The organism is Sandaracinus amylolyticus, assembly GCF_021631985.1.
Classification (GTDB): Bacteria; Myxococcota_A; Polyangia; order Polyangiales; family Sandaracinaceae; genus Sandaracinus; species Sandaracinus amylolyticus_A.
In genome coordinates this window covers 2189709-2212096 of the sequence record NZ_CP070225.1, presented here as the reverse complement: position 1 = coordinate 2212096, position 22388 = coordinate 2189709, and the positions used below count along the sequence as shown (strand labels likewise).

General features: G+C 72.9%; 19 protein-coding genes. 9 read left to right on the top strand and 10 right to left on the bottom strand.

The window, feature by feature from the left end; all coding sequences use genetic code 11:
• Positions 1-34 precede the first annotated feature (34 nt).
• Entirely contained in the window at positions 35-715 is a 681-nt protein-coding gene (locus tag I5071_RS09055) for a hypothetical protein (RefSeq protein ID WP_236605015.1), read from the top strand.
• The gene (locus I5071_RS09050; protein WP_236605014.1) at positions 712-2034 is read left to right on the top strand and encodes a hypothetical protein; all 1323 of its coding nucleotides are present in this window, start codon (positions 712-714) and stop codon (positions 2032-2034) included. The genes I5071_RS09055 and I5071_RS09050 overlap by 4 nt, the downstream gene beginning before the upstream one ends.
• Positions 2035-2292: 258 nt before the next feature.
• Here I5071_RS09050 and I5071_RS09045 read toward each other — a convergent pair whose 3' ends face one another.
• The 5 genes from I5071_RS09045 to I5071_RS09025 all read right to left on the bottom strand — a co-directional run bounded on the left by I5071_RS09045 (position 2293) and on the right by I5071_RS09025 (position 7916).
• On the bottom strand, positions 2293-2907 hold the full coding sequence (locus I5071_RS09045; protein WP_236605013.1) for a hypothetical protein: 615 nt from the start codon (positions 2905-2907) through the stop codon (positions 2293-2295).
• Between the two features lie 294 nt (positions 2908-3201).
• Positions 3202-4740 carry a hypothetical protein gene (locus I5071_RS09040; protein ID WP_236605012.1) on the bottom strand — a complete coding sequence of 513 codons (1539 nt, stop codon included), beginning with the start codon at positions 4738-4740 and terminating at the stop codon, positions 3202-3204.
• A gap of 117 nt (positions 4741-4857) precedes the next feature.
• Positions 4858-5961, bottom strand: coding sequence for a 5-(carboxyamino)imidazole ribonucleotide synthase (locus I5071_RS09035; RefSeq protein ID WP_236605011.1), 1104 nt, complete (start codon positions 5959-5961; stop codon positions 4858-4860).
• Positions 5958-6425 (bottom strand): 5-(carboxyamino)imidazole ribonucleotide mutase, encoded by a 468-nt coding sequence (purE, locus tag I5071_RS09030; protein WP_236607628.1) that lies wholly within the window; start codon positions 6423-6425, stop codon positions 5958-5960. Before purE ends, I5071_RS09035 begins: the two co-directional genes overlap by 4 nt.
• 132 nt (positions 6426-6557) lie before the next feature.
• Entirely contained in the window at positions 6558-7916 is a 1359-nt protein-coding gene (locus tag I5071_RS09025; protein ID WP_236605010.1) for an alkaline phosphatase PhoX, read from the bottom strand.
• 98 nt (positions 7917-8014) lie between these two features.
• Here I5071_RS09025 and I5071_RS09020 point away from each other — a divergent pair, with 98 nt between their 5' ends.
• Positions 8015-9706 carry a hypothetical protein gene (locus I5071_RS09020; RefSeq protein WP_236605009.1) on the top strand — a complete coding sequence of 564 codons (1692 nt, stop codon included), beginning with the start codon at positions 8015-8017 and terminating at the stop codon, positions 9704-9706.
• Here I5071_RS09020 and I5071_RS09015 read toward each other — a convergent pair.
• Positions 9703-10380, bottom strand: a complete 678-nt coding sequence (locus I5071_RS09015; RefSeq protein ID WP_236605008.1) for a metallophosphatase domain-containing protein — start codon at positions 10378-10380, stop codon at positions 9703-9705. The two genes, I5071_RS09020 and I5071_RS09015, sit on opposite strands and share 4 nt — an antisense overlap.
• A gap of 133 nt (positions 10381-10513) precedes the next feature.
• Between I5071_RS09015 and I5071_RS09010 the strand changes: the two genes are divergently transcribed.
• Complete coding sequence (locus I5071_RS09010) at positions 10514-11005, top strand: VOC family protein (RefSeq protein ID WP_236605007.1); 492 nt, start codon at positions 10514-10516, stop codon at positions 11003-11005.
• Between the two features lie 54 nt (positions 11006-11059).
• On the opposite strand, the gene I5071_RS09005 is transcribed toward I5071_RS09010, so the two are convergent.
• On the bottom strand, positions 11060-13153 hold the full coding sequence (locus I5071_RS09005; RefSeq protein WP_236605006.1) for a dickkopf-related protein: 2094 nt from the start codon (positions 13151-13153) through the stop codon (positions 11060-11062).
• A 200-nt stretch (positions 13154-13353) separates the two neighbouring features.
• Here I5071_RS09005 and I5071_RS09000 point away from each other — a divergent pair, with 200 nt between their 5' ends.
• The gene (locus I5071_RS09000) at positions 13354-15588 is read left to right on the top strand and encodes an ArnT family glycosyltransferase (RefSeq protein WP_236605005.1); all 2235 of its coding nucleotides are present in this window, start codon (positions 13354-13356) and stop codon (positions 15586-15588) included.
• Positions 15585-16298, top strand: a complete 714-nt coding sequence (locus I5071_RS08995) for a hypothetical protein (protein WP_236605004.1) — start codon at positions 15585-15587, stop codon at positions 16296-16298. The genes I5071_RS09000 and I5071_RS08995 overlap by 4 nt, the downstream gene beginning before the upstream one ends.
• A 57-nt stretch (positions 16299-16355) precedes the next feature.
• Here the strand turns inward: I5071_RS08995 and I5071_RS08990 are convergent, their stop codons facing one another.
• Positions 16356-16916 (bottom strand): hypothetical protein, encoded by a 561-nt coding sequence (locus I5071_RS08990; protein WP_236605003.1) that lies wholly within the window; start codon positions 16914-16916, stop codon positions 16356-16358.
• A gap of 71 nt (positions 16917-16987) precedes the next feature.
• On the opposite strand from I5071_RS08990, the gene I5071_RS08985 reads away from it, so the two are divergent.
• Positions 16988-17473 (top strand): GNAT family N-acetyltransferase, encoded by a 486-nt coding sequence (locus I5071_RS08985; protein WP_236605002.1) that lies wholly within the window; start codon positions 16988-16990, stop codon positions 17471-17473.
• A gap of 41 nt (positions 17474-17514) precedes the next feature.
• On the opposite strand, the gene I5071_RS08980 is transcribed toward I5071_RS08985, so the two are convergent.
• A complete protein-coding gene (locus tag I5071_RS08980) occupies positions 17515-17817 on the bottom strand; it encodes a PepSY domain-containing protein (protein WP_236605001.1) in 303 nt (100 codons plus the stop codon).
• A 123-nt stretch (positions 17818-17940) separates the two neighbouring features.
• Here I5071_RS08980 and I5071_RS08975 point away from each other — a divergent pair, with 123 nt between their 5' ends.
• The gene (locus I5071_RS08975; RefSeq protein ID WP_236605000.1) at positions 17941-18600 is read left to right on the top strand and encodes a response regulator transcription factor; all 660 of its coding nucleotides are present in this window, start codon (positions 17941-17943) and stop codon (positions 18598-18600) included.
• A 1-nt stretch (position 18601) separates the two neighbouring features.
• The gene (locus I5071_RS08970) at positions 18602-19921 is read left to right on the top strand and encodes a sensor histidine kinase (protein ID WP_236604999.1); all 1320 of its coding nucleotides are present in this window, start codon (positions 18602-18604) and stop codon (positions 19919-19921) included.
• On the opposite strand, the gene I5071_RS08965 is transcribed toward I5071_RS08970, so the two are convergent.
• Positions 19918-22380: a DUF2029 domain-containing protein gene (locus I5071_RS08965; protein ID WP_236604998.1), complete on the bottom strand. Its 2463-nt coding sequence runs from the start codon at positions 22378-22380 to the stop codon at positions 19918-19920. The genes I5071_RS08970 and I5071_RS08965 overlap by 4 nt on opposite strands.
• Positions 22381-22388 lie beyond the last annotated feature (8 nt).

Below are 22388 nucleotides of genomic sequence, written 5' to 3'. Positions count from 1 at the left end.
GATGCGAGCGCGCTCGCCGTATGCTCGTCGCCCTATGAAACGTGGGGGAATCGTCGCGTTCTTGGGAGCTCTGTCGGCGTTGGTGATCGCGTGTGGCGGAGAGTCGGACGAGCCGACAGACGCCGGCACGCGCATCGATGCGCCGACCGAGATGATCGATGCAGGCACGCCCGACGCGGGCGAGCCCGACGGGGGCTGCGACGTGAGCCCCGAGCCGACCGAGCTGCCGGACATCGCCGGCGGCTTCGCCGTCGCGGACGATGGCGACGGCGGCTCGAACGTGCCCGTCGCGACCGGTGGTGATCCCACCGGCACGTGGGTGTTCGACGACGCGACCTTCTACGTCTCGAGCACGGCCGCGGGGATGTTCGACATCGAGACCTCGACGGTCACCGGGAGCGCGTGGGCCGCGTTCGACGGCACCGAGGCGCGCCTCGACTTCGAGTTCGTCACGACGCTCGAGGGCACGCTCGCGGGCACGCTCGTGCGACCGAGCTCGACGCAGATCCGCGGCAGCTACGTGGTCGAGGGCACGTCGATCGGCATCACGCCGACCTGCGCACAGTCGAGCGCGGGTGGCGCCGGCGGCGGAGGCAGCGCGCGCGGCCTGGCGTTCTCGATGGACGGAGACGACGGCCGGCTGATCACGACGATCACCGGCACGGCGGGCGAGATCACCATCGTGCTCGACGGAACGAGGAGGGGGACCCCGTGATCCACACGACGACGAAGAAGACGACACGTTGGCTCGTGCCACTGCTCGCGATGAGCGGGCTCGCGGCGTGCGACGGAGGCGACGACGCGCCCGAGGTGCTGCGGCTGCCTGCGGACGTGCAGGCGATCGTCGACGCACGATGCGCGGGCTGTCACTCGGCGTCGCCGCAGTTCGGCGCGCCGATGTCGGTGCTCTCGTACGAGGCGATGCACGCGATGGCGGTGACGAGCCCGTCGCGCCACGTCTACGAGCTCGTCGGTGAGCGCATCCACGACGTCGCGCGCCCGATGCCGCCGGGCGAGATGCTGCCCGCCGAGGAGCTCGCGGTGCTCGACGCGTGGATCGAGGCGGGCGCGCCCGCGGGCGTGGGATCGACCGACGACGCGGGCACGCCGACGCAGCCGCCGATCGGCCCCGAGCACCTGCCCTGCGAGGTCACGCACGAGTTCCGCGCGCACGCGCCCGGCGCGATGGACCAGCCCTACGCGCTCGCGCCCGCGGCGGGCAACACGACGATGTGCTTCGCGTTCGCGTCGCCCTTCACCGACGTCGAGCAGGGCACGGCGTTCGCGCCGATCATCGACGACCCGCGGGTGCTCCATCACTGGATCATCTTCGGCGCGACCGCGCTCCCCGCGGGCGTCGAGCCCGGCGATGCGTGGGAGTGCGGCACCGCGCTCAACCAGGGCTCGCAGTTCCTCCAGGGCTGGGCGCCCGGCGGTCGGAACTCGGTGCTACCCGAGACGATGGGCCGCGAGCTGCCCGGCTCGACCGGCTTCGTGATCCTGCAGGTGCACTACTGGAACGTCGCGGGCTACGACGACGTGCGCGATCGCAGCGGCGTGGCGCTCTGCTCGACGCAGACGCCGCGCGAGCACGAGATCGGCACGTCGACGCTGGGCTCGCTCGCCATCGCGATCCCGCCGCGCGCGCGCGGTCACGAGGTCGTCGGGAACTGCACGCCCGCGATCACCGCGCCGGTGACGATCGTCGGATCGGGCCTGCACATGCACACGCACGGCATCTCGATCCGCACCGAGGTCCTCCGCGGCGGCAGCGAGGACGACATCGTGATGCTCGCCGACGAGCCGCACTGGGACTTCAACGCGCAGACCGGGTGGATCCCGCCGGGCGGCTCGCTGGTGATCAACCCCGGCGACGTGCTGCGGACCACCTGCGTCTACGACAACCCGACCGACGCCGCGATCTACTTCGGCGAGCGGACCGAGGACGAGATGTGCTTCAACTTCGTCTCGGCGTACCCCGCGGGCGCGCTCGCGAACGAAGCGGGCGCCGCGCGTCGCCTCTGCATCGAGTGAGAAATCGGCTCGCCGACGCAGGGCCCTCCGGTCCGCGTGCTCCGCACGCCTCCGTGCGGGGCCTGCGTCGGAGAGCGAGTCGAGTCGAGCCCGGATCCACACCGCGCCGACGGCGCCTGGGGTGCACCGGGGGGACGAGTCCCGGTGCGGCGCCGTCGGCGCGGTGTTTCGCGAGGAAGGGACGAGGAACGAGGAGGCGAACGAGAGGAAATCGTCTGGGCCGCGCTCCCACGAGGAGCGAGAGCGCGACCGGAGGTTTCAGGACGCGAGCGCGAGCGCGTCGGTGAAGCGCGCGAACGCGCGCCACGGCTCGTCGGCATCGAGCGTGTCGAGGTCTTCGAGGTGGAGCGACTGCGCGAGCGTCGCGGCCATCCACGCGCGGCGGCCCGGCATCGCGACCAGCGGGACGAAGCGCAGCGCCACGTCCTTCGACTCGAGGAGCACGTTCAGCGCGTAGACGAACGAGCGCGGCGGCAATCCCTCGATCGACACCGCACGTGCGCGACCGCTCCGCGCGTGGGTCTGCATGCGACGCAGCGTGACGCGCGCGCGGGTCGTCGCGAGGGTCTCGCGATCGGTCGCGAGGCGCACCTCGAGGCCCTCGATCGTGCGGCGCGCCGCGATGCGCACCTCGGGCAGGATCAGCTGCGTCGCCGCGGCGAGCGCCTCGGGCGCGGTCGGCTCGTCGAGGAGCTCGAGCACGCGGTCCGACTGGGCGCGCCACGCGCGCTCCACCGGGTCGCCGGACGCGTGGTAGTGCGCGGCGATCACCATCGCCTTCGTCGCCTCGTTCGGCGGCGACTCCATGAGGCGGGCGGCCCAGCGTGCGTCGAGCTCGCGCGCGAGACCCGCGTCACGCCATCCGGCGATCACGGGGGTCCAGCTTGGGTGCGCACCCGACGGAAGATCACGCCGTGCGGCCTTGGTGAAAGCTTCCATGCGCCCGTTTCGAGCAACCCACGTGCCGTCGAGGCGCTGCGCACCGTGGTTCCCGAAAACCGTGTGAATTCCGTGGCTCGCTGCCACTCGATGGCTACTCGAGCAGCCGATCGTGCGGGGCGGTCGCACGCACGTGGGGCACGTGCGCGCACGGTTTGCGCTGAACGTGGAACCTAGAGCGCGGGGTGCGCCGGTTCTCGCACCTCGGAGCCCCTCGCGGCGACGTGATCAGAGCGACGGACGCCAGACGATCGCGGGGGGCATGATGATGCCCGCGACGTCGATTCCGCCCGAGAAAACCGCGTCGTTCGCGATGGCCGCGCCCTCGCGCACCACGCTCGCGTCCCAGCCCGCCGGCATCGCCGCGTTCTGCGAGACCACGCCGAGCGCGGTGCCGGTCGACCGTGCGCGCACGTTCGTGAGCGACACGCTCGCGGGCGCGGCGCCACCGAGATCGACGAGCAGCCCGGCGCGCGCGTTGTCGTCGAGCACCACGTCCTCGAGCACGATCGCGGGCATCGGCGCGGTGCTCGACGCGCGTCGCACCAGCACGCCGTCGCCGAGCTCGACGGCGCCCGAGGTCGTCGGCACCGGCGCCCGTAGTTGGCGCGCGAGCGTCGAGCCGCGCACCTCGACGCGCTCGGCGTCGATCGCGACCACCGCCGCGCCATCTCCGCCTTCGAGATCGAGAGCGCGCGCGACGAGCGAGCCGCCCTGCACCTGCACCGCGGGCTCGTCGAGGCTCGACGCGATCACGCCGTCGATCGCGACCGCGCTCCGATCGGCGAACACGCCGTAGCCCGCGCCGTTCTCCACGCGCAGATCCGCGATCTCGACGCGCGGCGACGAGACCGCGGAGACGGCGATCGCCGGCACGCCGTTGCCCGCGAAGAGATCGGTCACGCGCAGGCCGCTCACCCGCACGTCCGACTCGAACGCGGAGATCACGATGCCGCGCACGTCGTCGGCGTCGGGCTCGACGTCGGTGTCGATCACCTCGAGCACGCTGCGCTGCACCGAGAGCCCACCGACCGCGAGGCCGCTGATGTCGAGATCCTCGACGCGCACGCCGCCCGCCGCGGGCGCCGCGACGTCACCCACGTCGACCGCGACGACCGCCCACGTGCCGGTGTCGGCCGAGGTCGTCGGCGCGCTCGCGGCAGCGGCCTCGAACATCGGGCCGTCGATCTTCACCGAGCGCATCACGACGCGCTCGCGCTCGTGCAGCGCGACGCCCGCGCCGCGCGCGATGTGCACCGAGAGCCGCTCCATCGTCGCGTCGCCCTCGCCCGCCGCGCGGATCGCCCAGCCGCCGCCGAGCACGTTCACGCGCAGGTCGCGCACCGTCGCGCCGGTGCCCTCGGCGAATTCGATCGCGGGGCCGGTGTCGCCGCCGTCGATCTCGGAGGTCGGGCCCTCGCCCGCGAGCGTCACGCCCGGCGGGACGACGAGCGGGCCCTCGGCGCGGCATCCGTCGCGCAGCAGCACCGTCGCGCCGGGCCCTGCGGCCGCGAGCGCGGCGCGGAGGTCGCCGATCGCGCAGACCGGGAACACCCCGCCATCGACGCCGGAGTCGGGCTGCGCGGCGTCGGCAGCGTCGGAGCGCGAGGCGCCGTCGTCGGTCGACCCGTCGGGCTCGACGCTCGCGTCGATCGCCTCGATCGCCGCGTCGCGACCCGGATCGATCGACGAGTCCATCCCGTTCGCGTCCTGCCCGCCGCCACACCCGGCGAGCAGGAGCGCGAGCGCCACGCGCTTCCCCCACATGGGCGCCATACCCTCTTCCGGAGCTTCGCTCCGGGTTTCCCCCTCGTGCCGACCGCCACACCCGGTCGGCAGCCCGAGGTGTGACCGGAGTGGCGCTCCGCGTCACGCGCGATTCGATCAGAGGGCGTCGACTACCCGGAGAACCGCGGCGAGACGCGCGTCGCGGCCTGCTTCGTCGTCGACGAGCACGGTCACGTGACCGACCTTGCGACCCGCGCGCGGCTCCTTGCCGTAGAGGTGCAGATGCGCGCCGTCGATCGCGAGGATCGACGCGGGCGCGGGGAGCGCGCCGACGAGGTTCACCATCGCAGCGTGGCCGCGCAGCGCGGTCGAGCCGAGCGGAAGGCCCGCGACCGCGCGCAGGTGGTTCTCGAACTGGCTCGTCTCCGCAGCCTCGATGGTGTGGTGGCCGGTGTTGTGGACGCGCGGCGCCATCTCGTTCGCGAGCAGTCGATCGCCGGCCTGGAAGAGCTCGAGCGCGAGCACGCCGACGTAGTCGAGCGACTCGAGGATCGCGCGCAGGTACACGCGGGCCGTCTGCTCGATCGCGGGGGTCGCGCGCGCAGGCGCGATGCTCACGCGGAGGATGCCGTCGCGGTGCACGTTCTCGGCGAGCGGATAGAACGCGATCGAGCCGTCCGCGGCGCGCACGCCGAGCTGCGAGACCTCGCGCTCGAACGCGACGAAGCCCTCGAGGATCGAGGGTCGCGAGCCGAGCGCGGCGAACGCGCCCTCGACGTCCTGCGTGGTGCGCAGCACGCGCTGGCCCTTGCCGTCGTAGCCCATCGTGCGCGTCTTGAGCACGGCCGGCAGGCCGATGGTCGCGACCGCGGCGCGCAGGTCCTCCTCGGAGTCGATCGCGGCGAACGGCGGCGTGTCGATGCCGAGCTTCCGGAAGAGCGTCTTCTCCTCGATGCGATCGGCCGCGACGCGCAGCGCGTCGATCGAAGGACGCAGCGGCACCCGCGCGCCGACGCGACGTACCGCTTCGAGCGGGACGTTCTCGAACTCGTAGGTCGCGACGTCGATGCGCGACGCGAATTCGTCGAGCGCCGCGGGATCGTCCCACGCGCCGAGCACGTGCTCGCCCACCGCGCACGCGGGCTCGTCGGGCTGCTGCGCGTACGCGACGCAGCGCACGCCGATCGGATGCCCCGCGAGCGCGAGCATGCGACCGAGCTGACCAGCGCCGAGCACTCCGACGCGCATCGTGCCGCTCATTGTTCGCGAGGATCGGGCTTCGCGAGCACGTCCTCGGTCTGCTTCGCGCGGAAGCGGAGCACCGCCTCGCGGATCGCGGGGTGCTCGGCGGCGAGCATCTGCGCCGCGAAGAGCCCGGCGTTGGTCGCGCCCGCCTTGCCGATCGCGAGGGTGCCGACCGGGATGCCCGCGGGCATCTGCACGATCGAGAGCAGCGAGTCCATGCCGGAGAGCGTCTTGCTCTGCACCGGCACGCCGAGCACCGGCACGTGCGTCTTCGACGAGAGCATGCCGGGCAGGTGCGCGGCGCCGCCCGCGCCCGCGACGATCACGCGCAGGCCGCGCGATTCCGCGGTGGACGCGTACTCGAAGAGGAGATCCGGCGTGCGATGCGCGGACACGACGCGCACCTCGTGCGGCACCCCGAGCTGCTCGAGGATGTCGACCGCGTGGCGCATCGTCTCCCAGTCGGAGCGCGAGCCCATCACCACGCCCACGAGCGGCTTCAACGAGGTCTCTGCCACGGCTTTTCCCGGAAAAGAGGCCGGGATGGTAGCGGGGAAAATCGAGCCGTAAAGGGCGGCCGCCCGAAAAGTCGGGGTGTGGCCCAGCGCCGGTCAGGCGTGGGCGAAAGGCCCGGTGATCGCGAGGGTGAGGCCGTCGGTCTGGAGGCTCACGAACATCGCGCGCCCGTCGGGCGAGAAGCACACCCCGGCGAGCTCCGAGCGGCTCAGCGTGTTGCGCGCGAAGTCGAACACGCGTCCGTCGGTGCCGATGGCCCGCACGTAGTTGCGATCGCGCCCGTCCTCGCAGAAGAACACGACGCCGTTCGGCGCGACCACGAGGTTGTCCGGCATGTCGAAGTCGGCGCTGCCCTCGGACTGCGCGAGCAGCACGAGCTCGCCGCCGTCGCCCTCGGGCTCGACGCGGAAGAGCTGGCCGTTCGCGTTGGGCCCGCCCGCCGACGCGGCGAACACGACGGCGCCGCGCTCGGGGTCGAACGCCATGCCCTCGCCGCGCACGAACGACGCCGCACCGTCCTGCTGCGCGAGGTGCCGCAGCACGTCGTCGCCGGGATCGGGATCGCGCACCGGGACCCACGCGATCTCGAGGCGCTCGCCGGCGCGCAGCCCGGTGCCGGTGCGCGCGCGCGGACGGCCACGGATCGCGAGCGCCTGGAGCTCGCCGTCGAAGGGCCGCGCGGGATCGTGCGGGACGAAGCGATAGAGGCACGAGTCCTCGCGATCCTCGGTGAGGTACGCGATCGACGTGCGCGGATCGACGCACGCGGCCTCGTGGCGGAAGCGACCGTACCCGCGGATCGGCTGGGGCGGTGCGATGCGCGCGGCGGTCGGATCGCACGCGAAGACGAGCCCGTGGCGCGCGTCGTAGTCCTCTTCGCAGGTGAGCCAGCCCCAGGGGCTCGGCCCGCCTGCGCAGTTGAGCGTGGTGCCGCCGAGCACGAGGTTGCACGAGCGCACCTCGAGCGTCGCGGCGTCGAGCACCACGCGCGTCACGCCGCCCATGCCCTCCCGCGAGTAGCTCTCGGGCGCGACGCCGTCGGTCCACGGGCCGAGCAAGCCGACGTGCGCGGGGTTCTCGTGGTTGCGCAGCAGCGCGAGCGATCCATCGGGCAGGGTGAAGCACGCCATTCCGTCGGGGCGCGCGGGGACGCGCAGGCCGTCGCTCATCGTCGTGCCGGTGCGCGAGAGCACGCGGTACGAGAAGCCCTCGGGCAGGTCGAGGCGTCCGTCGGGATCGGGGCGCAGCGGGCCGTAGGGGCCGGGACGCCAGGGGCGCGCTTCGTCGCGCGCGCCGAAGGTCTGCACGAGCGGAAAGCCCGCCACGAGCGCCGCGGCGGCGCCCCCTGCGTAGAGGAAGCTGCGACGACCGAGGAGGCCACGACGGTCCGCGCCGGCGGCGTCGTCCTGGGCCGCCACGCAGGGCTCCGCGGGACTGCTGCGAGGAGCTCGCATCGGACGGAGCAGAATGGTCCCCGAGGCGTGCCCTGGCCAGTGCTCGATGGGAGCCGCCGCGTGACAGGGTCGGTCCACGTGCGCTACGACGCGCCACGTTGGCGACGCAGGGCAACGGGAAGAGCGCGAGGCTGTGGCTCGAGCGCGCGCGGACGTGGGCGCGCGAGCACGGCGTCGCGGCGGTGGTGCTCGGTGTCGCGGCGGTCGCCCTCACGATGCCGCTCGCCACGGTGCGCTGGCTCCCCTTCGTCGACTATCCGCAGCACCTCGGCACGATCGCGGCGATCCACGGTCAGGGCGAGGCGATCTTCGATCGCTTCTTCGTCGTCGAGTACGCGCGCAGCCAGTACCTGTTGCTCTACGTGCTGGGCGACTGGCTCGCGGCGCTCTTCGGCGTCGAGGGTGCGGGGCGCGCGACCGCGGTCCTCTCGATCGCGACGCTGCCGCTCGCGGTGGGCTGGTACCTGCGGGTGCACGGTCGTCCCGCGATGCTCGGCGCCCTCGCGGCGCCGGTCGCGATGCACGCGTACGTGTTCTGGGGCTTCCTGAACTACGCGGCGGGCATGGTGCTCGCGATCGTCGCGGTCGCGGCGCACGCGCGTCTCGTGCAGCGGCCCGACGCGCGACGCGCGGCGTGGCTCGCGATCGCGGCGCTCGCGACGTTCTACGCGCACGCGCAGCTCTACGCGTGGATGGGCCTCGCGTGCATCGTGCAGCTCGTCGCGATGGCGCCCGCGGTGGGTCGTGCGCGCGCGGTGCGTGCGCTGATCGGATCGATCGTCGCGGCGCTGCCGAGCGTGATCGCGATGGCGTGGTGGCTGCGGCAGTCGGGCGTGATCGAGCGCGGCGAAGCAGGATCGCGGAGCGGGCACGCGGCGGAGGTCGCGGCGCAGGGCGCGGCGCCGATCTTCACGCCGGTCGCGGACACGATGCGCAGCTGGCTGGGGCACTCGTTCGACGTCTATCGCGACGGCAGCGGCGTGACCCTCGCGGTCGCGTTCTTCGCGGGCGTGGTCCTCGTGATCGCGCTGCGCGGATGGCGCGATGCGGCCGTGGTCCGGGCGGGCCTCGATGTGACGACGACGACCGGTCCGTGGTGGCGCCGGATGGTCGCGTCGGCGCCCGAGTGCCCCATGCCGCGCACGATCGCGCCCGAGCTCGTGCTGCTGCTGACCTTCGCGCTCTATCTGTTCGCGCCCTTCTCGTATCGGCTGATCGAGCCGATCAACCACCGCTTCCTGCCGCTCGCGCTCGCGCTCCTGCCGGTGCTCGGCCCACGCGGCGCGCTGCCGATGCGCACGAGCCTCGTGCTCGCGCCCGCGCTGATCGCGCTCGCGGTCGCGACCGGTCAGGTGCACGCCGAGCGCTTCGGCGAGACCGATCGCGAGATGGGCGAGCTCTCCGCCGCGCTCGAGCACACGGAGCCCGGCGCGCGCCTGCTCGGGCTGATCTTCGATCCCCAGAGCGAGGTCGTGCCGCTGCCGATCTACCTGCACGCGCATCAGTACTTCCAGGCGCGCGTCGGTGGGCTCGCGTGCTTCTCGTTCGTGGAGTTCCCGAAGTCGCCGGTGCAATACGCCGAGGGCGCGGCGCCGCCGCCCTTCCCTCCGCGCTTCGAGTGGACGCCGCAGCGCTACGACCACGCGGTGTGGGGCGAGTCGTTCGACTACTGGCTCGTGCGCCACGAGTCGGGCCGCGACGCACCGCGCTCGCTCTTCCGCGGCGCGCCGGACGCGCCGGAGCCGGTGTTCGAGAGCGATCGCTGGACGCTCTTCGCGCGCCCGCGTTAGCCGCGCGGCGGCACGATGAACGTGCGCGCGCTGGTCGCGTCGACGTCGATCACGGTCGCGCCGCGCTCGCACTCCCAGGTCGTCACGTTCGCGTGGAGCGTCCCGTCGATCGTCCACGCGCCCCCGTCCTGATGGATGTGCCCGAAGAGGTGCACGCGGGGACGGATGCGCGGCATCGCCTCGCGCAGTCGCTCGCATCCATGGCGCCCCGACGTGGGCCCGCGATCCCCGATGCCGCAGGGCGTGCCGTGGGTGATCAAGACGTCGATGCCCGAGGGCACGAGCGCCCACTTCGCGGCGAGCTCGGAGGAGCCGCGCGGCAGGTTGAACGCCCAGTCGTGATACGCGGGCTGCCACGGCGAGCCCCAGATGCGCAGCGCCTCGATCTCGACGCCCGAGTCCTCGAGATACACGACGCCGGAGGACGGATCGTCCGCGCCGATCATCGCCAGCGCGCGCGAGCGCGAAGACATGTGCTCGAAGCACACATCGTGATTCCCCGCGACGATCACCTTGTGTCGATGGGGCAGCGCGCGGATCCACCGCGCGACGCCTTCGAGCTCCTCGAGCGTCCCGCCGCGCAACATGTCGCCCGCGTGCACGAGCACGTCACCGTCGGGCACCCAGAGCTCGTGCTCGAACGTGTGTGTGTCCGCGACCGCGACGACGCGCATCCAGCGAAGGTACGTCCGAAATCGAGCCGCTCCGACGAGGTGCGAAAAAAGATCGGCGTCGTGTCGGGGCGGGCCCATCTCGTTCGTCGTTCCATCGAGCGCCACGCGCGCACGACCGACGAGAGGGACATCCATGACTGCGAAGAAGCAGAAGATCTACACGCATCTCTGGTACGCGAAGGACGCGGAGGGAGCCGCGCGGCTCTACGCCTCGATCTTCCCCGACTCTCGCGTCGATCGGGTCACGCCCCTGCCGGCGGACAGTCCGAGCGGGGCAGCGGGCTCGGTGAAGATCGTCGACTTCACGCTCTTCGGGGAGCGCTTCCAGGCGATGACCGCGGGTCCGCACCACGACTTCAACGACGCGATCTCGCTCGTCGTCGAGTGCGAGAGCCAGGCCGAGCTCGATCGCTACTGGAACGCGCTCCTCGAGGGCGGAGGCAAGCCGCAGGCGTGCGGCTGGCTCATGGATCGCTTCGGGGTGCGCTGGCAGATCGTGCCCGCCGTGCTCGGCGAGTGGTTGCAGGACGACGACCCGCCGCGCGCGAAGCGCGTCGCCGACGCGATCATGAAGATGGTGAAGCTCGACATCGCCGAGCTCGATCGCGCTCGCCGCGCGGCGTGAGCGACACGCGACGCGCGAGGCCGATCGGCGGCCTCGCGCGTCGCGATCCTGCGCTCAGACGGGAGGCTCGATGCAGACGTTGCCCGAGCACGTCGAGCCATCGCAGCAGTCCTCGTCGCTGCCGCACGTCATGCCGCCGCGACGGCACTCCGTCTCGGGCGGCGGAACACACACCGGCGCGCCGTCCGGGCCCTCTTCGCACGTCTCGGAGCAGCACTCCGCGCTCGTCGCGCACGAGCTCCCGGTCACGCGGCACGGCTCGGGCGCCCAGTACGCCGCGATGTTGTGCACGGCCGTGCTCTGCCCCGGGAGCCAATAGGGAACGAACGAAGGATCGCTCCCTGCGGGCGCGCTCGCGTCGATCGCCGCGACCCAGAGCTGACGCAGCCCGCGCCCCTGCGTCCCCGCGATCGCGTTGCCGTAGTCGCGGCGCGAATAGAACGCGACCCAGTAGTAACGCGCGCTCTCGCGCTCGTCGGTCACGTAGGGCGCGAACGTCGGGAAGTACGCACTGGTCCCCGTCGGCCCGCCGTTGAGCGTGTCGAGCCGCACCAGGTTCGTCCCGTCGGGCGCGATGCGATAGAGCGCGCCCGGAGGCACGTCGTGGGTGCCGGGCACGAAGCTGAACGTGCGCGGCCCGTGCTGGAACACGAGCATCTGCGCGTCGGGCGACCACACCGGGTGCGAGTCCGCGGTGCCACCCTCGGGCGCGCCCGAGAGCGTGCTGCCCTCGTGGATCTTCGTGGGCGCGCCGAACGCGAGCGGCGACGCCGAGGTGCGCGGCATCACGTAGACGTCGCCGTCGATCGGGTGCGAGTCGGGCGCGACCGCGACCTCGCCCATGAACGCGATGCGGTCGCCTTCGCCGGGAGACCACGACGGGAAGCTCGTGCCCGCGGTGGGCAGCCCGGTCGCGCCGACCGACGTACCGCTCGCGGCGTCGACGATCACCATCGGACCGCTCCAGCCCGCCGAGCCGATCAGCATCGAGCCCGTCGGATCGTAGGTGCCCATCGTGATCGGAGCCGCAACCGGCGTGTTGCGCGTCGGCGCGGGGTCGGCGCCGAGGGGCGTCGTGAGATCGAACTGCATGCCCGCGTTGTCGGCCTCGCGAACACCCCAGAGCCAACGACCGTCGCGCGACACCGTGTGGCACGCGATGCAGCGCCCGCCGTTCGGTGCGGGCGCGGGCGCGGGCACCACCACCGCGCGCGCCGCGCTCACCGGATCGATCGACTCGGTGCGTCCTGCGTTGAGATCCCAGAAGTACACGCGGCCGAACAAGCTCCCGCGCGCGAAGCGCATCGTGCGCGGTGCCGCGCCCGCGACCACGCGCGACGTCGCGCTCTCGAGCCGATCGATCTCGATGCGCACGTCGTCGTCGGGATCGCTCTCCGCGATCGCGCGCCACGCGTCGCGATCGACGAGCCACGCATGGCGGAACCCGGGATCGCCGATGTGCGCGACGTACGCGGTGATCGTCGCGCGCGGCTTGGTGAGGCGGATGCGGAACACGTCGCCCGCGGCGCCGACCGGCTGCCACTGGACGTCGGGCGGCGACACGTTCTGCGGCATCACCGCGCCCTCGAGCGGATAGAGGATCGACGCCGCGCTCGGATCGCCCGCGACCGGCGCGCCGAAGCGGCCCGGCGTGGTCGCGGGATCGACGCCCGCGCCGAACACGGTGCGCTCGACGACGACGTCGATCGTCGCGTTCGCGCTGAGCACGTCGCTGCCGCTCGCGAGGCGCGCGTTGACCGTCACCACGCCGCCCGCGACGCCGCTCGCGGTGAACGTGCCCGTGCTGTCGATCGCGCCGAGGCGCATGCTGCCGGTCGACCAGTACGCCATCGCGGTCGCGTCGTGCTCGGTGCCGTCGTGCCGCGTCGCGATCAGACGGAACGCCTGGCTCGCCGGCGCGCCGTCGATCGACGTGAGCGTCACCGTCGACGGCTCGACGCGCACCGACGCGAGCGCGCGCGGATCGCTCGCATCGGCGAGCCCACCGTCTCCACGGCCCCGACAGACTCCGTCGAGGCACGCCTCTCCGGCGCGACACTCGCTGCTGCTCGTGCACGTGCCGCCCATCGTGCCGTTGCAGCCCGCGATCGTCACGAGCGCGATCGAGATCGAAAGGAAGCGGTGCATGCGCGGTCTCCTCGAGCGCGCGCCGAGCAAGCCGTGATCCGAGCGGGAAAACCGCGGGATCCGAGGTCGGCACCCACACGCTGGCCGGTTCCGACAGGGACGCCCAGGGTCGGCAGGCCCGAGCACGGGGCACGCTCGTCCCCGGCGACTCGTGACCGCAGTGGGCGACCCCGTGTGGTACACCCGCCCGGCTTCCGCGCATGCGCCGAACTCCCGCCCTCGCCCTCCTCGCTCGGCTCGCGCCGCTGCTCCTCGCCGCGGCCGCCCTCGCGTCGATCGCAGGCGCACTGTCGATCTTCGACGGCGTCACCCGACCCACGCGCGCCAACGGCTTCGAGCGCCTCTCGAGCGGCGGCTCGCACTGCGACTTCGACGATCCCGCGTGGGCGCGCAACGCGGTGCGCTCGTTCGACGTCGAGCCCTTCGCGGCCGAGCAGGAGCACCCCGAGCAGTGCGTGTCGTGGCGCGCGTGGTGGGCGGTCGCGCGACCGACGCGCCTCGAGCTCGAGATCGAGTCCGACGACGACGGGTTCGTGCTCCTCGACGAGCGTCGCTTCGTCGATCATCCGGGCGCCCACGCACGCAGCACGCGCAGCGAGACCCGCGAGATCGAGCCCGGCGTCCACCGCGTCGAGGTGCGCTGGATCAACCGCGGCGGCGGCGGGTACCTGCGCGTGCGCATGCAGGATCGTCGCGACCCGTACATGGCGGGCGTGCTGCCGCTCGATCGCGACGCGTTCTTCGTGAGCCGCTTCGACGCGGAGCGCGCGCTCGAGAGCGGATCGCTGGCGCGCCGCGCGCCCGAGCACGCGCGCGACTTCGCGCTGCTCCTCGCGCTCGGTGGGCTCTTCACGTGGCTCGCGGTCCGCGCGTGGCGCCGTCGCGACGATGGCCCGCTGCGGCGCCTCGCGGTGATCGACGTCGCGATCGGCGTGGGCGTGACGCTGCTCGCGCTGCTGGTCCGATCGACGCGCATCGCCGACACCGATCTCGCATGGGACGAGCTCTGGTACTGGAACGCGGGTGAGCAGCAGGTGCGCAACGCGCTGCTCGGCGACTGGAGCGCGGAGGCCTATCGCTTCAACCACGAGCACCCGCCGATCACCAAGTGGATCTACGGGCTCGGCGGTGCGCTCGGCGGGATCGACGGAGCGCGGCACGTCGGCGCGGTGCTGAGCGCGGTGTCGGTCGGCCTCGTGTACGGGCTCGGCCGTGTGCTCTTCGATCGTCGCGCGGGCGTCGCGGCGGCGCTGCTCATGGTCTCGATGCCCCACGTCGTCGCGCACGGGCGGCTCGTCGGGCACGAGACGATCGTCGTCTTCTTCTGGTGCGCGAACCTGCTCGCGCTCGCGGTGTGGCTGCGCAGCGTGCGCTTCGGCGCGAGCTACGGGGATCGTCTCGAGCACGGCGACTCGCTCGCGGCGTTCGTCGGCGGGCTCCTGTTCTTTCCGGGCCTGCTCTCCCGGCTGACGTTCCTGTGGATCACGATCCCGATCGCGTGGGCGCTCGTCTGGGCGCGACGCCGCGAGATCGCGCGCGGCACCTGGCCGATCCCGATCACGACGCTGATCGGCGGCGCGATCGGCCTCGGGATCTGCATCGCGCTCTGGCCGTGGATCCACACCGACCCCGCGGGCCATCTGCGCCAGACGTTCGGGCACTGGGGCGGGCGTCTGCCCACCGAGTACTTCCTCGGCGAGCGCATCGTCGGGCCGCCGTTCTCGTACTACCCGGTGCTCTTCGTGGTCACGACGCCGCTGCTCGCGGTGATCACCGGCGCGATCGGGATCGTGATCGGGCTGCGACGCAAGGCGTTGCGCGCGGCGAGCGTGCTGATCCTCGTCGCGCTCCTCGCGCCGTTCCTGCAAGGGCTCTCGTCGTTCCGCCAGGACCTCGCGCGCTACGTCGTGCAGTGCTGGCCCATGCTCGCGCTCTTCGCGGGCATCGCGCTCTCGCGCGCCGGTGCTGCGCTCGCATCGCGCGTCGGCAAGGCCTCGCGCACGACGCCCGCGATCGCGCTCGCGCCCGCCGCGGCGATGGCGCTCTATGGATTGGTCGAGCTGCGGTCGGTCGAGCCCTTCCCGCTCGACTACTACTCGGAGCTCGTCGGTGGCCCGGGGGGTGTCGCGGAGCGCCAGCTCTTCGACGTCTCGTGGTGGGCCGAGGGCCCGGGGCACGCGGTCGCGTGGCTCAACGAGCACGCGCGCGAGGGCACGCGGGTGCGCATCGACACGTCGAACTGGGACGTGCGGCCGCGCCTGCGCGACGATCTCGTCGAGGTGCCGTTCCGCTCGCGCGTGCCCGCGGAGTACGTGGTCACGAACTACCACCTCTACGGCGATCCTCCGCCTCCGGGCTGCGAGCGCATCCACCACGTGGACGTGCGCGGAGCGCCGCTGGCGAGCGTGTGGGAGTGCGAGGTCGAGGGACGATGAGCGGACGTGTCGTGATCGTGCTGGCCCTCGCGCTCTGCGCGGGATGCGAGGTCTCGTTCTTCGGCGGCGAGCCGGTGCGCTTCGGCGGGAGCGACACCGGCGGCATCCCGGCGGGCGCGGAGGCGCGACCGTGCGGCGAGCCCGACGACGCACGCGCCGCGCGCACCAACGAAGACGGGTGCAGCGAGCGCTGCCGCATCGAGCCGGGCGCGACCGAGATCACGTGCGACGCGGTGACGCTCGGCACGCCGCGCGAGAACGTCGCGACGCTCGATCTCGGATCGAGCGACGGTGTGGTGATCACGCTCGAGATCTGCGATCCGACCGGCACCGTCCTGCAGATCTCCGACTCGCCGACCGCCGATGCCGACGGCGGCGACGCGGGGTCGAGCTCGCACGACGCCGACGTGATGCTGGTCGACACGACGCTCACGGTGCGCGCGAGCCAGAGCGCGAACCTCGAGCCCTCGAGCGCGCGCAACTTCGTGCCCGCGAGCGGCTGTCACGAGCGCACGATCGTGATCGCGGATCAGATCGTCTATCTCGTCGAGGCCGACGCCGGGCTCTGCGGGACCGGCACGCTGCGCATCGATCCGCCGACCGACGACGAAGGCGCGCCCGACGCGAAGTGGTACCTCGCGCTCGGCGGCACGGTCGACGGTGCGCAGTCGGGCAACGGGCTGCGCGGCGCGACGCTCTGCTTCTGGTGAGCCGCGTGCTTCTGGTGAGCCGCGTGCTTCTGGTGAGCCGCGCGGTTCTGGTGACGATCACCAGCGCACGGTGAGCCGGGCGCGCGCGGCGCTCGGATCGAGCTCCGTCGTCACTTCGCCGGTCGTGCCGACCGCCGCGAGGCACGCATCGCAGGTGCCGACCTGCGTGAGCAGGAACGCGATCTCGCAGAACGCGCGCGGCAGCTGGACGAAGTCGAGCCGCATGCCGGAGTCCACCTTCGTCGCGGTGAGCTCGCCCGCGCCGCGCGTCACGAGCTCCCACACTCGCGGTGCGCGACGGATGAGCGACTCGGGCGTGCGACCGTCGATCGAGAGCGCGGCGCTGACGATCGGACGCATCAGCGGCGAGCGCATCGACTCGTTCATGAGGTCGGCCCAGAAGATGCGCGCGCGATCCTGACCGAGCGCGCGGACGATCGCGCGGCACACGTCGGCGTGGAGCTCCGCGGGGACCCACCCGAGGATCCCGGCCTCGCGCAGCGGCGCGCGCACCACCTCGAGCTCGCGCAGCGCTCGCTCGCGCTCGCCTCCCGAGAGCGCGCGCTTCGCGCGGGAGACCGCGACCTTCGACCAGCTCGCACGAACTTCGGCGGGCATCGGTGCACGACATCGTGCGCGCGCGAGTGAAATCGGCAAGCGAGGGCCGGTGCGCTATCACTCGCCGCACGATGAGCGCACCGACGATCCGCACGATCGAGCCGCGTGACGACGTGCAGATGGCGAACGTCATCCGCACCGTGATGCCGGAGTTCGGTGCAGACGGCCCGGGCTTCGCGATCCACGACCCCGAGGTCTCGTTCATGTCGCGCGCATACGGGCGCCCGCGCTGCGTCTACTTCGTCGTCGAGGACGACGGGCGCGTGCTCGGCGGCGGCGGCGTCGCGCCGCTCGACGGCGGCGACGCGGACACGTGCGAGCTGCGCAAGATGTACTTCCTGCCCGAGCTGCGCGGCCGCGGCGTGGGCCGCGCGGTGCTCGAGCGATGCATCGAGGCGGCGCGCGCGATGGGCTACCGCCGCATGTACCTCGAGACGCTGACCGGCATGGACGGCGCGATGCGCCTCTACGAGAAGCTCGGCTTCCTCCGCATCGCCTGCAGCAAGGGCGCGACGGGCCACCACGGCTGCGACACGTTCTACGAGCGCGAGCTGTGATGCTACGGAATCCGTAGCGCTACGGATTCCGTAGCGATCCATCAGTCGTCGTCGTGCTCGTCCTCCACCTCGGTCCGGATCACGCGCCCGTCGTCCGCATCGATCACGAGCTCGTGCTCGCGGCCCTGCGCGTCGCGCACCTCGACCTCGTACACCACGCGACCGTCCTCGTGGTCCTGCTCGATCGACTCGACGTTCCCACCGGGCACGTGCTCGAGCGCGATGCGCCGCGCGTCCTCCATCGCGACACGCGGCGCGGCCTGCTGCGCCGCCGCGATGCTGCCGCCCGCGCCGAACGCGACCACCATCGAGAGCATCACCGCGGCCGTCTTGATCCGATTCATCGTCGACCTCCTGGCCGTCACGATGCGGGGCGCGCCCGAACGTCGCCTGAACGCGTGGGCCGACCCGAACGAGAGCTGAACGGGCCGCTCGAAACAAGCAGCGGAGAGCGGTAGGACGGAGCGATGCGCGTCCTCGTCGTCGACGACGATCCCGAGCTCCTCGATCTCGTGATGCGCGCGCTCGAGCGCGACGGTCATCGCGTCCACGGAGCGCGCTCGTGTGCGGAGGCGCGCAGCGCGCTCGGAGCGGAGGGCGCGGACGTGGTCGTGCTCGACGTCGAGCTCCCCGACGGCACCGGCGTCGCGCTGTGCCGCGCGCTCCGGGACGAGGGCGAGCGCGTGCCCATCCTGCTGCTCACCGCGCACGGCGAGGTCCCGCAGCGCGTCGCGGGGCTCGACGCGGGCGCCGACGACTTCGTCGCGAAGCCCTTCGCGGTCGCCGAGCTGCGCGCGCGCGTGCGGGCGCTCGGGCGGCGTGGTCCGGTCGATCGCGGCGTCGTGCATCGCACGGGTGACGTCGAGCTCGATCTCGGCGCGCGGCGCGCGCGGCGCGACGGAACGGAGGTGCCGCTCACCACGCGCGAGTGGGCGATCGTCGAGCTGCTCGCGGGGCGCGGCGGGCGCGTGATCGCGCGCAGCGAGATCCTCGACGCGGTGTGGGGCGAGATCACCGACGAAGCGAGCGCGAGCCTCGACGTCCTCGTCGCGCGCATCCGCCGCAAGCTCGGGACCGGCATCATCCGCACGCTGCGTGGCCAGGGCTACGCGCTGGGAGACGCCTGACGTGCCCGGGCCTCGCAGCCTCCGCGCGCGGGTCGCGCTCGCGAGCGCCGGCGCCGCCGCGCTCGCCGGCGCGGTCGCCGCGATCGTCGCGGGATGGACCGCGGAGCAGCTCGTGCGCGCGCACGACGACGACGCGCTGCTCGCGCACACGCGCGCGCTCGCCGACGAGGTGCGCGATGAGGAGGACGAGCCCGACGACGACGAGGGCCCCAGCGATCTCGGCGCGATCCTCGCGGACGAGCTCGACGAGGTGCCGGTCGTGGGCGCGCGCGCCGCGGTGTACGACGACGAAGGCCACGTCCTCGCCGGCGACGCGCAGCTCTCTCCGCTCCCGCCGGGGTCGTGCGCGGACGTGGGCTCGCTGCGCGCCTGCACCGTCTCGTACGGCGCGCGCCGCCTCACCCTCGCTGCGAGCGAAGGCGCCGCGCGGGATCATCGATCGCTGTTCGTGATCGCGCTGCTCGCGGGCGCGCTGGTGGGCGCGCTCGCGGGCGGTGCCTCGGCCGCGCGGATCGCAGGCGTCGCGCTCGCGCCGCTGAGCGCCCTGCGCGATCGGGTGCGCGCGATCGATCCCGGCGCGCCGCGCGTGGATCGCATCGCCGCGCCGGAGCACGACGCGGAGCTCGAGGATCTCCGCGCCGCGATCGCCGAGCTCGTCGAGCGGCTCGCGGTCGCGCTCGCGCAGGCGCGGAGCTTCGCGTCGAACGCGGCGCACGAGCTGCGCACGCCGCTCGCGAGCGTCGCGGGCGAGCTCGAGCTGCTCGACGAGCGCTCCGATCCCGAGGCGATCGCGCGCACGCGTGCCCAGGTCGCGCGGCTCGTCGAGCTCGTGCAGCGCTTGCTCGTGCTCGCGCGCGCCGAGCCGATCGATCGTGCGCACGCGGAAGCGATCGACCTGGGTGATGTCGTGCGCGAGGTGATCGATCGTCTTCCCGATGCATCGCGGGTCCGCACATCGGTCGCAGACGACGTGATCGTCTCGGGCGACGCCGCGCTGCTCGACGCGCTGATCTCGAACGCGCTCTCGAACGCCCTGAAGTTCTCGGACGACGTGGTGGACGTCGAGGTGACGCTGGCGGGCGACGAGGCTCGGATCGACGTGCGCGATCGCGGCCCCGGGATCGCCACGGAGGATCGCGCGCGGGTGTTCGATGCGTTCTATCGCTCGCGCGCCGCGCGCGCCTCGGGCACACCGGGCCACGGCATCGGCCTCGCGCTGATCGCGCACGTCGCCACCGCGCACGGCGGACGCGTCGAGATCGTGCCCAGCGAGCGCGGCCTGCACCTGCGCGCGCACCTGCCGCGCTGGACGCCGAGCTAGCGCCAGATCGCGTCGAGCGCGACGGTCGCCTGGTGCCGTCGTCCCGCGCTCGGCATGACCGCGATCTCGAGGCGCGCGGTGTCACCCACGCCCGGCGTGGCGAGCACGAGCTCGTGGATCGTCGCGTCGTCGCGCGCCGGCACCTCGAAGCGGCCGACCTCGCGCTCGTCGACGCGCACCAAGACGAGCGCATCACCCCGCAGCCCGTCGGGCACGGCCCAATGGATCGCGAGCTCGCGCCCCGCGCGCGCGTCGTCCCAGATGACGCGTCGCTCCTGCCCCGAGCGGCCCGTCGGCACCACCATCAGCTCGCGCGGCTCGCCACCGACGCGCGGCGGATCCGAGACCGCGAGCCCGACCATCCCGTAGAGCCCGCTGTCGAAGTGCGAGCACTCCCAGCTCAAGTGCTCCCACGCGAGGAAATCGCAGGGCACCTCGCCGTGCATCACGACCGCGCGCCGCACGCCCTCGTACGACGCGACGCGGAACGGCTCGCGCGCCTGCACCACGCGACGCACACCGCCGATCACCAGCAGCGCCGCGATGCTCGCGAGCACCAGCACGCCCGCGCGGCGCGCGTCGATCCCGCGCGCACGATCCGCGATCCACGTCGCGATCGCATCGGCGCTCACCGCGGCGGGCGCCGCGAGCGCGATGGTCGTGATCGGCGCCCACGATCCCGCGCGGGGAAACACGGCGACGATCGCGAGCACGAGCAACGCGAGCCCGGTGCGCGCTTCGCGTCGCGCCGCGATCACCAGACCGGGGAGCGCGATCGCGATCCACGGCGCGATCAGACGGATCGCCGAGGGCTCGTCGAAGCTCCTCGCGAGCGTCGTGAGCGCCGACGCAGGCTCGCCGTCGCTCGGCGCGACCGCCCACACGATCATCGCGAGCGCGATCGCGACCGCGGCGATCACCCGACGATCGGCGCAGAGCCGCTCGAGCCCGAGCGCGAGCAGCGCGCTCGTCGCCAGCACCGGCCCGCCCGCGAGGCACGCCTCGCGCACCTCGGGCACCAGCGCGCACGCCCCGATCGCGAACGCGGCGATCGGCGAGGGCACCACGCGCTCGAGGATCCGCGTGGTGCGCGCGGCGAGCAGCCCCGCGAGCACCAGGTGCACCAGCACCACCGCGACCGCGGCGCCCGTGCCCTCGAGCCCGATCGCACGCGCGAGCTCCATCGCGCGCTCGCCCCACGCGCCCGACGCGAGCACGCGCGCCTCGGGCCGCGGCCCGAAGGGCAGCGCGACCAGCGCGCCCCCGGCGATCGCGATCGCCGCCACGAGCCCCGCGCTGCGCGGCGCATGCGACACCCGCCGCATCCGCATCACGATCGCCCGCGCCGCGTGCTCGATCACCTCGAGCGTGACCGCGATCGACGGCACCAGCAGCGCGAGCGCGGGCCAGTGGAAGCGATGCCCTTCGTACGCGTACTTCGCGAACACCAGCAGGCTCGCGGCCACGCCGAGGATCGCGCCGATCGCGTGCAGCGGACGGCGCCGCAGCAGCACGATCAGGCCGGGCGCCGCGATCACCATCGCGGTGAACGTGTGGACCAGCCCGTAGTACCCGCTCCACATGCGGTCGAAACCTTCGGCGAAGGGCGTCGCGAACGCATCGAGGTGATCGGCGACGACGGGGCGACCGCCCTGCGTGACCAGCGTGCGGTTGTACCCCGACCACCAGGGCCGCCCGTACATCCACCAGTTGATCCCCGCGTACGTGAGCAGCCCGATCGTGCCGGCCGCGAGGGATCGCCGCAGCGTCGTCCCGTCGCGCCGCTCCGCGATCGTCAGCACCAGCGCGGGCATCAACATCAGCGCGGTCGGCTTGATGATCACGCAGAGCGCGATGCACGCCCCCGCGAGCACGCCGCGTCCCACGAGCACCGCCGCGAGCCCCTGCGCGAACGCCGCGAGCATCAGCACGTCGACGCTGAAGTCGTAGGCCGACTGCAGGATCGCGGTGCCCATCACGAAGAGCGCGACCGCGAGCGCGGCGGGCGCCGGTGGCGCGTACGCGCGCGCGAAGCGGTACAAGCCGCTCGCGATCAGCGCGAACATCAGCAGGTTCCACGCGAGCGTCCCGGGCAGCCCGAGCGCGAAGTACACCGGGCTCGCGATCAGCGGGTGGATCCACGGGTGCTTCGGCCAGTGCTCGCCGCGCGCGCCGAGCGCGACGTTGCTCCAGCCGGGATCGAGATCGCGGTTCCAGCCGAGCGTGCCGGTGTACCAGGACGACGCGAACGCGTGCTGATCGAGCGTGAGGTCCTCGACGATCGTCGTCGCGACGTTCACGTAGAAGCGCCCGTCGCGGAAGATCCACGTGTTCGCGTGGAGCTGCGGCATGACGCTCGCGACCGCCGCCGCGAGCGCGAGCACACCGATCGCGATCGCGACGCGCGGGCTGGGATCGCGAGGATGAGGGCGGGCGCGCACGCGGAGCGCGCGGACCATAACGCGCC

What these genes read in the sequence shown, in the direction of transcription:
- I5071_RS08980 (WP_236605001.1), bottom strand. Translation starts at nt 17,817, where the DNA reads ATGAATCGGATCAAGACGGCCGCGGTGATGCTCTCGATGGTGGTCGCG.
- I5071_RS09010 (WP_236605007.1), top strand. Translation starts at nt 10,514, where the DNA reads ATGACTGCGAAGAAGCAGAAGATCTACACGCATCTCTGGTACGCGAAG.
- I5071_RS09005 (WP_236605006.1), bottom strand. Translation starts at nt 13,153, where the DNA reads ATGCACCGCTTCCTTTCGATCTCGATCGCGCTCGTGACGATCGCGGGC.
- purE (WP_236607628.1), bottom strand. Translation starts at nt 6,425, where the DNA reads ATGGGCTCGCGCTCCGACTGGGAGACGATGCGCCACGCGGTCGACATC.
- I5071_RS09015 (WP_236605008.1), bottom strand. Translation starts at nt 10,380, where the DNA reads ATGCGCGTCGTCGCGGTCGCGGACACACACACGTTCGAGCACGAGCTC.
- I5071_RS09040 (WP_236605012.1), bottom strand. Translation starts at nt 4,740, where the DNA reads ATGTGGGGGAAGCGCGTGGCGCTCGCGCTCCTGCTCGCCGGGTGTGGC.
- I5071_RS08990 (WP_236605003.1), bottom strand. Translation starts at nt 16,916, where the DNA reads ATGCCCGCCGAAGTTCGTGCGAGCTGGTCGAAGGTCGCGGTCTCCCGC.
- I5071_RS09035 (WP_236605011.1), bottom strand. Translation starts at nt 5,961, where the DNA reads ATGAGCGGCACGATGCGCGTCGGAGTGCTCGGCGCTGGTCAGCTCGGT.
- I5071_RS08985 (WP_236605002.1), top strand. Translation starts at nt 16,988, where the DNA reads ATGAGCGCACCGACGATCCGCACGATCGAGCCGCGTGACGACGTGCAG.
- I5071_RS09055 (WP_236605015.1), top strand. Translation starts at nt 35, where the DNA reads ATGAAACGTGGGGGAATCGTCGCGTTCTTGGGAGCTCTGTCGGCGTTG.
- I5071_RS08995 (WP_236605004.1), top strand. Translation starts at nt 15,585, where the DNA reads ATGAGCGGACGTGTCGTGATCGTGCTGGCCCTCGCGCTCTGCGCGGGA.
- I5071_RS08965 (WP_236604998.1), bottom strand. Translation starts at nt 22,380, where the DNA reads ATGGTCCGCGCGCTCCGCGTGCGCGCCCGCCCTCATCCTCGCGATCCC.
- I5071_RS08975 (WP_236605000.1), top strand. Translation starts at nt 17,941, where the DNA reads ATGCGCGTCCTCGTCGTCGACGACGATCCCGAGCTCCTCGATCTCGTG.
- I5071_RS09000 (WP_236605005.1), top strand. Translation starts at nt 13,354, where the DNA reads ATGCGCCGAACTCCCGCCCTCGCCCTCCTCGCTCGGCTCGCGCCGCTG.
- I5071_RS09025 (WP_236605010.1), bottom strand. Translation starts at nt 7,916, where the DNA reads ATGCGAGCTCCTCGCAGCAGTCCCGCGGAGCCCTGCGTGGCGGCCCAG.